The organism is Burkholderia sp. BCC1985 (assembly GCF_905339915.1).
Classification (GTDB): Bacteria; Pseudomonadota; Gammaproteobacteria; order Burkholderiales; family Burkholderiaceae; genus Burkholderia.
In genome coordinates this window covers 190,596-202,572 of sequence record NZ_CAJPGY010000012.1, presented here as the reverse complement: position 1 = coordinate 202,572, position 11,977 = coordinate 190,596, and the positions used below count along the sequence as shown (strand labels likewise).

Below are 11,977 nucleotides of genomic sequence, written 5' to 3'. Positions count from 1 at the left end.
ATGTTCAATCACCGCCGGGCGTTGGCGTTGGCGTTGGCGTTGGCGTTGGCGTTGGCGCAAGCAAGCAAGCAAGCAAGCAAGCAAGCAAGCAAGCTGGCTGGCTGGCTGGCTGGCTGGTCGAGCGGGCGGGCGGGACTTTCATGTACGCCGCGCGCCGTGTCGCGAATGGACGAGTGGCTCGACCCCGCTGCTGCCGGTAACTCCGCGGCTAGGGCGGCCAGTCTTGCACCGCTCGCAGCGCGAGAGTCTGATCGGCGCCGAATTGTTTGAGCAGATGGCGGCTCATTGACGCATCCTGCTCCTCATCATCGTTGACTGCATCGAACCCGCGCAGCGAGATCTACCACGTCTATCATCTCGGTTGCCACTGGCTTCGAGTTCCGTGCGGTTTCCATCCTGTGATGAACCGACCAGGGGCGCGGCAGGGGGCACCCTTGCGCGCAGCCGAAGGCTCCGTCAATCGCCGGGGTGCCGCCGATGGCCGCGTCATGCTCGAAGTGATCGCGCCTCCGCTCGTTCTCCCGTTATTTACCTCCTCGAGCACATTGCACGGCAAGTCTAGCCATCGCAAATCGGAGTCCATTATCTCGGGCTATTAATTGGTGTATATCGGTTATCTCCGCCCAACGTCGTCGATTCCGTTTCGAGGTGCTGGTGTGTGATTGGCGCGTTTCAAGGTAAATCCACGGCTGCCTCGGCGACAGCGCGAGGCCGAGATCGCGCGCCCGTCGGCATATGCGTGACGACCGCAACCGCCATGAGGCCTTCCATCGGCGCGAAGGCGTCGCGGAGGCGAATTTCTTCGACGAGCGAATAGGCGGTGCCCCCGAAATAGTGGCGGCCTTCGCCCATCAATCCGAAATGCGTACCGTCCGCGTTGATGCCGGACGACCGCACCGTGCATGCAGTGCTTGGACTACCCAGTGCCAAGCGCTCGATCGGGCGAATCGGCGGATCGTGCTGCTGCCATGGCTCCGGGTCGACATGAGCATCGCCGGGCAGTGAGTAGTCGATGTCGACGAACCCGCGTTGAATGTCGGCTTCCCTGCCGCCTGGTTCGTACGGGGCGACGTACAGGCGCCCCGGTCAAAGCCGATGCAGCTCCGCGCTTGACTGAACGAGGTTCCACTCGTATCCACACGTCGGATGGCGCGTGTATAGCGCAGCCTCGCCGCGATAGGCCGCCCAGACATTCATGGTGGTCGGCTTGCACGAAGGACGGTTCGACACAATGCGCGCTGCACTGCTGAACGTTCGCAGCGACGGCGACACGCAAGCGATGTGGCAGCAGGCGTGCGGGCGCAGGTCGTCGCGCATCAGCGGCACCAAGACATCTAGGCAGGCCGAGCTGTTGGACCTTCTCGCAAGGTGCCAGCGTCGCTATCAGCCGCGATAACGTAGGTTGACGCTCGTTCGGCAACCACGCGTACGCGATCGCTTCCGGGGTCGTGACTCGCGGGCGTCGCCGCGTGCTGGTGGCCAACAAGCAGACGGCGTCGACGGCCGGTTTTAAGTCTCATGCGTCGCGCGAGCCGCGGCGCCTTTCGCGCGCCTGGCGGTGTGGCGCCCGGAATGCGTCGGCTCTCGGACTGCCGCGATCCTTCCCGTGCTGCACCACGCGTTGTCGATGTTGCCTGCATGTGCCACCGAGGAAGCAAAGACCAGTGCGAAGGCAAGAAGGACGACAGGGTATCGCGTGGAGGCAGGGAAACGGGAGAGCGGTCGGCATGATCGCGGGACACGGGATGGTACCGCGCGTGCCTTCCGTCAGTGGTGATGAGGGGAGGGGGCGAAGATGGCCCCTAGGTGCTTTCCGGGTTCGATTCCGGTGTCGCAACGGAGCAAGCGGGAACGGCGACGCCTTCCCTGGAATCCGGCTTCGGCACCCCGTTTGCCGGAAACCCTTGCGCGCAGAAGCCGGTTGTCCCGGGTTTGGCGGGGTGCTGATGTGTTGCCATTAATCAACCTCACCCCCTGGGCTCGCGCCGGAGGCCTTGCAGATTCCTCCGGCATGGAAATTGCAAATTTTTTGCGTTTACCCGCTTGGCATTATGCGTGAGAGGTCGTATCATGGCGGTCTTTCGTTTTCAGCGAAGATGCAAATCGAAGCTGAAGACGGAGTCTGACGAAGATGTGGGCGCCGATCGGCGATCCTCTTGTGCTTGCCTCAGCCGGGTGAGCGCGGGTGTCGGGTGAGTCGCCAGGGTGCGCTGGAAGAGAATGAAAATAATCTTCCAGATGTGCTTGACAAGAGTGCGATGCACCCCCATAATCGTCAGTTCTCTACGGAGGGGTGCCCGAGTGGCTAAAGGGGGCAGACTGTAAATCTGTTGGCTTACGCCTACGTTGGTTCGAATCCAACCTCCTCCACCAGAACATCAGCGCAGAGAGCGGTAGGGAATCGTTAGTGGCCCGTGCGGGTGTAGCTCAATGGTAGAGCAGAAGCCTTCCAAGCTTACGACGAGGGTTCGATTCCCTTCACCCGCTCCAGTCCGTGTAGTTGAAGCGTAATACCGCCCATGTGGCTCAGTGGTAGAGCACTCCCTTGGTAAGGGAGAGGTCGGCAGTTCGATCCTGCCCATGGGCACCAGCAGTAAAAAGTCAGTGTCTGTTTGCGCGCGGCGCAACATGTGAAATTCCTTTCGGGAGTTGAAAATGGCCAAGGAAAAGTTTGAGCGGACCAAGCCGCACGTCAACGTTGGTACGATTGGTCACGTTGACCACGGCAAGACGACGCTGACGGCAGCGATCACGACGGTGCTGACGAAGAAGTTCGGCGGCGAAGCGAAGGCTTACGACCAGATCGACGCGGCACCGGAAGAAAAGGCGCGCGGCATCACGATCAACACGGCACACGTCGAGTACGAAACGGCTAACCGCCACTACGCACACGTCGACTGCCCGGGCCACGCTGACTATGTGAAGAACATGATCACGGGCGCGGCACAGATGGACGGCGCGATCCTGGTTTGCTCGGCAGCAGACGGCCCGATGCCGCAGACGCGTGAGCACATCCTGCTGGCACGTCAGGTTGGCGTTCCGTACATCATCGTGTTCCTGAACAAGTGCGACATGGTGGACGACGCTGAACTGCTCGAGCTGGTCGAGATGGAAGTTCGCGAACTCCTGTCGAAGTACGACTTCCCGGGCGACGACACGCCGATCGTGAAGGGTTCGGCCAAGCTGGCGCTGGAAGGCGACACGGGCGAGCTGGGCGAAGTGGCGATCATGAGCCTGGCCGACGCGCTGGACACGTACATCCCGACGCCGGAGCGTGCAGTTGACGGCGCGTTCCTGATGCCGGTGGAAGACGTGTTCTCGATCTCGGGCCGTGGTACGGTGGTGACGGGTCGTGTCGAGCGCGGCATCGTGAAGGTCGGCGAAGAAATCGAAATCGTCGGTATCAAGCCGACGGTGAAGACGACCTGCACGGGCGTTGAAATGTTCCGCAAGCTGCTGGACCAAGGTCAGGCAGGCGACAACGTCGGTATCCTGCTGCGCGGCACGAAGCGTGAAGACGTGGAGCGTGGCCAGGTTCTGGCGAAGCCGGGTTCGATCACGCCGCACACGCACTTCACGGCTGAAGTGTACGTGCTGAGCAAGGACGAAGGCGGCCGTCACACGCCGTTCTTCAACAACTACCGTCCGCAGTTCTACTTCCGTACGACGGACGTGACGGGCTCGATCGAGTTGCCGAAGGACAAGGAAATGGTGATGCCGGGCGACAACGTGTCGATCACGGTGAAGCTGATCGCTCCGATCGCGATGGAAGAAGGTCTGCGCTTCGCAATCCGCGAAGGCGGCCGTACCGTCGGCGCCGGCGTCGTCGCCAAGATCATCGAGTAAGCCAGTTATTCGTTGATCGACAGTTTTGGGGCTGGCAACAGCCAGCCCCAGCATGGTTTAGGGGTATAGCTCAACTGGCAGAGCGTCGGTCTCCAAAACCGAAGGTTGGGGGTTCGATTCCCTCTGCCCCTGCCAAAAATCGCCACGTGTCCCACGTGGCATTTGTTTTAAGGTGTTATGGCGAATCCATCCGTCGAAACTGTAAATACCTCCGGCGATAAGCTGATGCTGGCCCTGGGCGTATTGCTGGTCTTGGCCGGATTCGTGGGCTTCTTCTGGCTGGCCAACCAGCAGTGGTATGTCCGCGGTGCCGCATTGGCGGTAGGTATCATCGCCGGCGTGGCCGTCGGCCTGATGTCCGCACCTGGCAAGAGCCTCATCGCGTTTGCCAAGGATTCGTACAAGGAAGTCCGCAAGGTCGTTTGGCCCACCCGCAAGGAAGCAACGCAAACCACACTCGTCGTGTTCGGTTTCGTGCTCGTGATGGCGATTTTCCTCTGGTTGAGTGACAAATCGATCGAATGGGTGATTTTCTCGGCGATTCTGGGTTGGAAATGATATGAGCGATACTCCGGCATCCCCGAGCGGAAAGCGTTGGTACGTCGTGCACGCCTACTCCGGTATGGAGAAGAGCGTGCAGCGTGCGCTTCAGGAGCGCATCGAACGTGCTGGCATGCAGGATAAATTCGGTCAGATCCTGGTTCCGACCGAAGAAGTGGTCGAAGTCAAAGGTGGCCACAAGGCAGTAACCGAGCGTCGTTTCTTCCCCGGCTACGTGCTGGTGGAAATGGAAATGACGGACGAAACGTGGCACCTCGTGAAGAACACGGCGAAGGTCACGGGTTTCGTCGGCGGTGCGCGTAACCGCCCGACTCCGATTTCCCCGAAGGAAGTCGAAAAGATCATGTCGCAGATGCAGGAAGGCGTCGAGAAGCCGCGCCCGAAGACCCTGTTCGAAGTTGGCGAGATGGTGCGTGTCAAGGAAGGCCCGTTCACGGACTTCAACGGCACGGTCGAAGAAGTCAACTACGAAAAATCGCGCGTGCGTGTGTCGGTCACGATCTTTGGCCGATCCACTCCGGTCGAACTCGAGTTCGGCCAGGTCGAAAAAGTTTGATCCCGATTCGGTGGGCAGCCTCGGCTGCCCACCTTCGCGCTTACGGTCCGCGTTATGGCCGTTGAGGAGCGTCAGTAGCCAGCGGCGAACGCGCGTTATCACTCACCGAACGCCGTCTGGCGTTCCAACGAGGTTTACAAATGGCAAAGAAGATTGTCGGCTTTATCAAGCTGCAGATTCCTGCAGGTAAAGCCAACCCGTCGCCGCCGGTCGGTCCGGCACTGGGCCAGCGCGGCCTGAACATCATGGAGTTCTGCAAGGCGTTCAACGCGCAGACTCAAGGCATGGAGCCGGGTCTGCCGGTGCCGGTGGTCATCACGGCATACGCTGACAAGAGCTTCACGTTCGTGATGAAGACGCCGCCGGCAACCGTCCTGATCAAGAAGGCGGCGAAGGTGGACAAGGGCTCGAGCAAGCCGCACACCGACAAGGTCGGTTCGATCACGCGCGCTCAAGCCGAAGAAATCGCGAAGACCAAGATGCCGGACCTTACGGCAGCTGATCTGGACGCAGCCGTTCGCACCATCGCTGGTAGCGCACGCTCGATGGGCATCACTGTGGAGGGCGTGTAAATGGCTAAGATCTCCAAGCGCCGTCAGGCATTTGCCGCCAAGGTCGACCGTCAGAAGCTGTACGCGATCGAAGACGCACTGGCACTCGTGAAGGAATGCGCGAGCGCGAAGTTCAACGAATCGATCGACGTCGCAGTCCAGCTCGGCATCGATGCGAAGAAGTCGGACCAGGTCGTTCGTGGTTCGGTCGTTCTGCCGGCAGGTACGGGCAAGTCGGTTCGCGTTGCCGTGTTCGCGCAAGGCGAGAAGGCCGAGCAGGCTCGTGCTGCAGGCGCGGAAATCGTCGGTATGGAAGACCTGGCTGAGCAGATCAAGGCTGGCCAGATGGACTTCGACATCGTGATCGCTTCGCCGGACACGATGCGTATCGTCGGTACGCTCGGTCAGATCCTCGGCCCGCGCGGCCTGATGCCGAACCCGAAGGTCGGCACGGTCACGCCGGACGTCGCAACCGCCGTCAAGAACGCGAAGGCTGGTCAGGTGCAATTCCGTGTCGACAAGGCCGGTATCATCCACGCGACCATCGGCCGTGCATCGTTCGAATCGACTGCACTGCGTTCGAACCTGTCGGCGCTGATCGAAGCGCTGCAGAAGGCGAAGCCGGCAACGAGCAAGGGCGTCTACCTGCGCAAGATCGCACTGTCGAGCACGATGGGCGTCGGCGTGCGTGTCGACCAGGCTACGCTGGCAGCGTAAGAAAGTATTCGGGCCGCTTCGTTCGCGAAGCGGCCTACATGGGCTTTGGGCGGTTGTTCGTGCAGTTGGGCGGGCAACCGGTTATCAAAGACCGTTGGTGGGGCGCAGCAGGCAGGCGATCCCTTAATTCAAGCCAACGCAGATGGCGAACCCGAAAAAGTTTTGCAGTGGTGAAGCCGCAGGTCGTGAAGCGATTCACGGCGTGAGGTGGAAATACTCCTAACGAGGTCGGACGCCGTTGTTGAACGAGGTACGTGAGGTTTCGGCCATGCCGGCCGCGCCGAACGTATCGTTTCTGGAGGCTAACCGTGCCGCTTAATAGAGAAGACAAGCAAGCCGTCGTCGCTGAGGTTTCCGCGCAAGTCGCGAAGGCCCAGACCGTTGTGCTGGCTGAGTATCGTGGAATTGCGGTTGGCGATCTGACCAAGCTGCGCGCGAAAGCGCGTGAGCAACAGGTTTACCTGCGCGTGTTGAAGAACACGCTGGCGCGTCGCGCTGTTGAAGGTACCCCGTTTGCTCCGCTGGCAGAGCAGATGACTGGTCCGCTGATCTACGGCATCTCGGAAGATGCAATTGCCGCTGCTAAGGTCGTCAACGACTTCAGCAAGAGCAATGACAAGTTGGTCATCAAGGCTGGTTCGTTCGATGGCAAGGTGATGGACAAGGCTGGCGTGCAAGCGCTGGCAAGCATCCCGAGCCGTGAAGAACTGCTCTCGAAGCTGCTGTTCGTTATGCAATCGCCTGTTTCGGGCTTCGCGCGTGCCCTGGCCGCGCTCGCCGAGAAGAAGCAAGCGGAAGCTGCGTAAGCGAACGTGCATCAGCGTTACTGATCGCTGGCTGTATCCGAATTCAATTTAGGAGTATTTCAAATGGCAATCGCAAAAGAAGACATCCTGGCAGCAGTCGAAGGGATGACCGTTCTGGAACTGAACGAACTGGTCAAGGCGTTCGAAGAGAAGTTTGGCGTGTCGGCAGCTGCAGTGGCAGTCGCTGGCCCGGCAGGCGGCGGCGCTGCTGCTGCTGCAGAAGAAAAGACCGAATTCACGGTCGTTCTGGCTGAAGCAGGCAGCAACAAGGTTGCAGTCATCAAGGCAGTTCGCGAACTGACGGGCCTGGGCCTGAAGGAAGCGAAGGACGTCGTTGACGGCGCACCGAAGGCTGTCAAGGAAGGCGTCGACAAGGCTGCTGCTGAAGAAGCCAAGAAGAAGCTGGAAGAAGCAGGCGCGAAGGTCGAAGTCAAGTAAGTTTCGACGCGCTGTGCGAAGGCTGGCGGTATTTTCACCGCCGGCCTTTTTGTGCTTTGTGGGGACGTTATTCTGGCACTCATTCGGGAGCCCGAATAATCGGCCCCAGAAGCCAAAGAAAACCGCCGAATCGTTGTCAATGCATCGATTGGCGTTTCTCTTTGTCTTCTGAAGCGACTGCAGAAGGCAAGTTTGGTCGGGTAGCGGGCAACACAGGCATCCGCTGCCGTCAGCCAGCGGTTGGTAGCGGCCAACCACCAAGCTTCTCGGCTCGTTCAAGCCATCGGGCGGCCATCGGGTCTCAGTCGGTGAACACTCGGGTTTGAAACGTCCAGGTATCCCGCCTCGACAGCACCCGCCGTGATTCGGAGATCGTATGCAATATTCCTTCACCGAGAAGAAGCGCATTCGCAAGAGTTTCGCGAAGCGCCCCATCGTTCACCAAGTTCCGTTCTTGCTGGCCACCCAGCTTGAATCATTCAGCACGTTTCTGCAAGCCGATGTGCCTGGCGCGCAACGCAAGCCTGAAGGTTTGCAGGCCGCCTTCACATCGGTATTTCCCATTGTTTCGCACAACGGCTTCGCGCGCCTCGAGTTCGTGAGCTATGCGTTGTCCGCGCCGGCATTCAACATCAAGGAATGCCAGCAGCGTGGCCTGACGTACTGCTCCGCGCTGCGCGCGAAGGTCCGCCTCGTCATCCTCGACAAGGAATCGCCGAACAAGCCGGTCGTCAAGGAAGTGAAGGAGCAGGAAGTGTACATGGGCGAAATTCCGCTCATGACGCCGACGGGCTCGTTCGTCATCAACGGCACCGAGCGTGTCATCGTCTCGCAGCTGCACCGTTCGCCGGGCGTGTTCTTCGAACACGACAAGGGCAAGACGCACAGCTCGGGCAAGCTGCTGTTCTCGGCACGGATCATTCCGTACCGCGGCTCGTGGCTCGACTTCGAATTCGATCCGAAGGACATCCTGTACTTCCGCGTCGACCGTCGCCGCAAGATGCCGGTCACGATCCTGCTGAAGGCCATCGGCCTGACGCCGGAACAGATCCTCGCGAACTTCTTCGTGTTCGACAACTTCACGCTGATGGGCGAAGGCGCGCAACTCGAGTTCGTGCCCGAGCGCCTGCGTGGTGAAGTCGCGCGCTTCGACATCACGGATCGTGATGGCAAGGTCATCGTCCAGAAGGACAAGCGGATCAACGCGAAGCACATTCGCGACCTCGAAGCCGCGAAGACCAAGTTCATCTCGGTGCCGGAAGACTATCTGCTCGGCCGCGTGCTGGCGAAGAACGTCGTCGACGGCGACACCGGCGAAGTGATCGCGAGCGCGAACGACGAAGTCACGGAAAGCGTGCTCGAGAAGCTGCGCGAAGCGGACATCAAGGACATCCAGACGCTCTACACGAACGATCTGGACCAGGGTCCGTACATCTCGTCGACGTTGCGTGTCGACGAAACGACCGACAAGACGGCCGCGCGCATCGCGATCTACCGCATGATGCGTCCGGGCGAGCCGCCGACCGAAGAAGCGGTCGAGGCGCTGTTCAACCGTCTGTTCTACAGCGAAGAAGCGTACGACCTGTCGAAGGTCGGCCGCATGAAGTTCAACCGCCGCGTCGGCCGTGACGAGATCGTCGGCCCGATGACGCTGCAGGACGACGACATCCTCGCGACGATCAAGATCCTCGTCGAGCTGCGCAACGGCAAGGGCGAAGTGGACGACATCGACCACCTCGGCAACCGTCGCGTGCGTTGCGTCGGCGAACTGGCGGAAAACCAGTTCCGCGCGGGTCTCGTGCGTGTCGAGCGCGCGGTCAAGGAACGCCTCGGCCAGGCCGAAAGCGAAAACCTGATGCCGCACGACCTGATCAACTCGAAGCCGATTTCGTCGGCGATCCGCGAGTTCTTCGGTTCGTCGCAGCTGTCGCAGTTCATGGACCAGACCAACCCGCTGTCGGAAATCACGCACAAGCGCCGTGTTTCCGCACTGGGCCCGGGCGGTCTGACGCGCGAACGCGCAGGCTTCGAAGTGCGTGACGTGCACCCGACCCACTATGGCCGCGTGTGCCCGATCGAAACGCCGGAAGGTCCGAACATCGGTCTGATCAACTCGCTCGCACTGTACGCGCACCTGAACGAGTACGGCTTCCTCGAGACGCCGTACCGCAAGGTCGTGGACAGCAAGGTGACCGACCAGATCGACTACCTGTCGGCGATCGAGGAAGGCCGCTACATGATCGCGCAGGCGAACGCCGCGATCGACGAGAACGGCACGCTGATCGACGAACTCGTGTCGTCGCGTGAAGCCGGCGAAACGATGATGGTCACGCCGGACCGTATCCAGTACATGGACGTCGCGCCGTCGCAGATCGTGTCGGTTGCAGCTTCGCTGATCCCGTTCCTCGAGCACGACGACGCGAACCGTGCACTGATGGGTTCGAACATGCAGCGTCAGGCCGTGCCGTGTCTGCGTCCGGAAAAGCCGGTCGTCGGTACGGGCATCGAGCGCACCTGCGCGGTCGACTCGGGCACGACGGTCCAGGCGTTCCGCGGCGGCGTCGTCGACTACGTCGACGCAGGCCGTATCGTGATTCGCGTGAACGACGACGAAGCGGTCGCGGGTGAAGTCGGTGTCGACATCTACAACCTGATCAAGTACACGCGTTCGAACCAGAACACGAACATCAACCAGCGTCCGATCGTGAAGATGGGCGACAAGGTCTCGCGCGGCGACGTGCTGGCCGACGGCGCCTCGACGGACCTGGGCGAGCTCGCGCTCGGCCAGAACATGCTGATCGCGTTCATGCCGTGGAACGGCTACAACTTCGAAGACTCGATCCTGATCTCGGAGAAGGTCGTTGCGGACGATCGCTACACGTCGATCCACATCGAAGAGCTGAACGTCGTTGCACGCGACACGAAGCTCGGGCCGGAAGAAATCACGCGCGACATCTCGAACCTGGCGGAAGTCCAGCTCGGCCGTCTCGACGAATCGGGCATCGTGTACATCGGTGCTGAAGTCGAAGCGGGCGACGTGCTGGTCGGCAAGGTCACGCCGAAGGGCGAGACCCAGCTGACGCCGGAAGAGAAGCTGCTGCGCGCGATCTTCGGCGAGAAGGCTTCGGACGTGAAGGACACGTCGCTGCGCGTGCCGTCGGGCATGAGCGGCACCGTGATCGACGTCCAGGTGTTCACGCGTGAAGGCATCCAGCGCGACAAGCGCGCGCAACAGATCATCGACGACGAACTGAAGCGCTACCGTCTCGACCTGAACGACCAGCTGCGCATCGTGGAAGGCGACGCGTTCCAGCGTCTCGCACGCATGCTGGTGGGCAAGGTCGCGAACGGCGGTCCGAAGAAGCTCGCGAAGGGCACGAAGATCGACCAGGCTTACCTGGAAGACCTCGACCACTACCACTGGTTCGACATCCGCCTCGCGGACGACGAAGCAGCGGCATCGCTCGAAGCGATCAAGAACTCGATCGAAGAGAAGCGTCACCAGTTCGACCTCGCGTTCGAAGAGAAGCGCAAGAAGCTCACGCAAGGCGACGAACTGCCGCCGGGCGTGCTGAAGATGGTCAAGGTGTACCTCGCGGTCAAGCGTCGCCTGCAGCCTGGCGACAAGATGGCGGGCCGTCACGGTAACAAGGGTGTCGTGTCGAAGATCGTCCCGATCGAAGACATGCCGTACATGGCCGACGGCCGTCCGGCAGACGTCGTGCTGAACCCGCTGGGCGTTCCGTCGCGGATGAACGTGGGTCAGGTTCTGGAAGTGCACCTCGGCTGGGCCGCGAAGGGCCTCGGCTGGCGTATCGGCGAAATGCTGCAGCGTCAGGCGAAGATCGAGGAACTGCGCGTGTTCCTGACGAAGATCTACAACGAGTCGGGCCGCCAGGAAGACCTGGAAAGCTTCACCGACGACGAGATCCTCGAACTCGCGAAGAACCTGCGCGAAGGCGTGCCGTTTGCAACGCCGGTGTTCGACGGTGCGACCGAGGAAGAAATGGGCAAGATGCTCGACCTCGCGTTCCCGGACGACATCGCGGAACAGCTCGGCATGAACCCGTCGAAGAACCAGGTTCGCCTGTACGACGGCCGCACGGGTGAAATGTTCGAACGTCGCGTGACGCTCGGCTACATGCACTACCTGAAGCTGCACCACTTGGTCGACGACAAGATGCACGCACGTTCGACCGGCCCGTACTCGCTCGTCACGCAGCAGCCGCTGGGTGGTAAGGCGCAGTTCGGTGGCCAGCGTTTCGGTGAAATGGAAGTGTGGGCACTCGAAGCGTACGGCGCGTCCTACGTGCTGCAGGAAATGCTGACGGTGAAGTCGGACGACGTGACCGGCCGGACGAAGGTTTACGAGAACCTCGTCAAGGGCGATCACGTGATCGATGCAGGCATGCCGGAATCCTTCAACGTGCTCGTGAAGGAAATCCGCTCGCTCGGTATCGACATCGATCTCGACCGCAATTAATCGGACTACGGAGAGAAGG

At 60.8% G+C, this 11,977-nt stretch carries 9 protein-coding genes and 4 tRNA genes; 12 read left to right on the top strand and 1 reads right to left on the bottom strand.

Features of this window, described 5'->3' with window-relative positions:
• Window positions 1-672: 672 nt before the first annotated feature.
• On the bottom strand, window positions 673-930 hold the full coding sequence (locus tag U4Z31_RS15245) for a hypothetical protein (RefSeq protein WP_321810716.1): 258 nt from the start codon (window positions 928-930) through the stop codon (window positions 673-675).
• Between the two features lie 1,357 nt (window positions 931-2,287).
• Between U4Z31_RS15245 and U4Z31_RS15240 the strand changes: the two genes are divergently transcribed.
• The 12 genes from U4Z31_RS15240 (at window position 2,288) to rpoB (ending at window position 11,958) form a co-directional block, all read left to right on the top strand.
• Window positions 2,288-2,373: transfer RNA gene (locus U4Z31_RS15240), tRNA-Tyr, on the top strand.
• A 43-nt stretch (window positions 2,374-2,416) separates the two neighbouring features.
• Window positions 2,417-2,490: transfer RNA gene (locus tag U4Z31_RS15235), tRNA-Gly, on the top strand.
• A 25-nt stretch (window positions 2,491-2,515) separates the two neighbouring features.
• Window positions 2,516-2,590: transfer RNA gene (locus tag U4Z31_RS15230), tRNA-Thr, on the top strand.
• Between the two features lie 65 nt (window positions 2,591-2,655).
• Complete coding sequence (tuf, locus tag U4Z31_RS15225; protein WP_006482910.1) at window positions 2,656-3,846, top strand: elongation factor Tu; 1,191 nt, start codon at window positions 2,656-2,658, stop codon at window positions 3,844-3,846.
• A gap of 59 nt (window positions 3,847-3,905) precedes the next feature.
• Window positions 3,906-3,981 (top strand) — tRNA-Trp (locus U4Z31_RS15220).
• Window positions 3,982-4,023: 42 nt separating this feature from the next.
• The gene (gene secE / locus U4Z31_RS15215) at window positions 4,024-4,404 is read left to right on the top strand and encodes a preprotein translocase subunit SecE (RefSeq protein WP_006482892.1); all 381 of its coding nucleotides are present in this window, start codon (window positions 4,024-4,026) and stop codon (window positions 4,402-4,404) included.
• Between the two features lies 1 nt (window position 4,405).
• Window positions 4,406-4,963, top strand: a complete 558-nt coding sequence (gene nusG, locus U4Z31_RS15210; RefSeq protein ID WP_006400672.1) for a transcription termination/antitermination protein NusG — start codon at window positions 4,406-4,408, stop codon at window positions 4,961-4,963.
• 140 nt (window positions 4,964-5,103) lie between these two features.
• Window positions 5,104-5,535 carry a 50S ribosomal protein L11 gene (rplK, locus tag U4Z31_RS15205; RefSeq protein ID WP_006400671.1) on the top strand — a complete coding sequence of 144 codons (432 nt, stop codon included), beginning with the start codon at window positions 5,104-5,106 and terminating at the stop codon, window positions 5,533-5,535.
• Complete coding sequence (rplA, locus tag U4Z31_RS15200; protein ID WP_044849038.1) at window positions 5,536-6,231, top strand: 50S ribosomal protein L1; 696 nt, start codon at window positions 5,536-5,538, stop codon at window positions 6,229-6,231.
• Between the two features lie 308 nt (window positions 6,232-6,539).
• Window positions 6,540-7,037 (top strand): 50S ribosomal protein L10, encoded by a 498-nt coding sequence (gene rplJ, locus U4Z31_RS15195; RefSeq protein ID WP_021161756.1) that lies wholly within the window; start codon window positions 6,540-6,542, stop codon window positions 7,035-7,037.
• Window positions 7,038-7,100: 63 nt separating this feature from the next.
• Complete coding sequence (rplL, locus tag U4Z31_RS15190; RefSeq protein WP_021161757.1) at window positions 7,101-7,475, top strand: 50S ribosomal protein L7/L12; 375 nt, start codon at window positions 7,101-7,103, stop codon at window positions 7,473-7,475.
• A gap of 376 nt (window positions 7,476-7,851) precedes the next feature.
• A complete protein-coding gene (gene rpoB, locus U4Z31_RS15185; protein WP_044849037.1) occupies window positions 7,852-11,958 on the top strand; it encodes a DNA-directed RNA polymerase subunit beta in 4,107 nt (1,368 codons plus the stop codon).
• Window positions 11,959-11,977: the final 19 nt, after the last annotated feature.

Excerpts from the sequence above, each read along its gene's own strand:
- rplA (WP_044849038.1), top strand. The coding sequence starts at position 5,536 with ATGGCTAAGATCTCCAAGCGCCGTCAGGCATTTGCCGCCAAGGTCGAC.
- rplL (WP_021161757.1), top strand. The coding sequence starts at position 7,101 with ATGGCAATCGCAAAAGAAGACATCCTGGCAGCAGTCGAAGGGATGACC.
- secE (WP_006482892.1), top strand. The coding sequence starts at position 4,024 with ATGGCGAATCCATCCGTCGAAACTGTAAATACCTCCGGCGATAAGCTG.
- rplK (WP_006400671.1), top strand. The coding sequence starts at position 5,104 with ATGGCAAAGAAGATTGTCGGCTTTATCAAGCTGCAGATTCCTGCAGGT.
- nusG (WP_006400672.1), top strand. The coding sequence starts at position 4,406 with ATGAGCGATACTCCGGCATCCCCGAGCGGAAAGCGTTGGTACGTCGTG.
- tuf (WP_006482910.1), top strand. The coding sequence starts at position 2,656 with ATGGCCAAGGAAAAGTTTGAGCGGACCAAGCCGCACGTCAACGTTGGT.
- rpoB (WP_044849037.1), top strand. The coding sequence starts at position 7,852 with ATGCAATATTCCTTCACCGAGAAGAAGCGCATTCGCAAGAGTTTCGCG.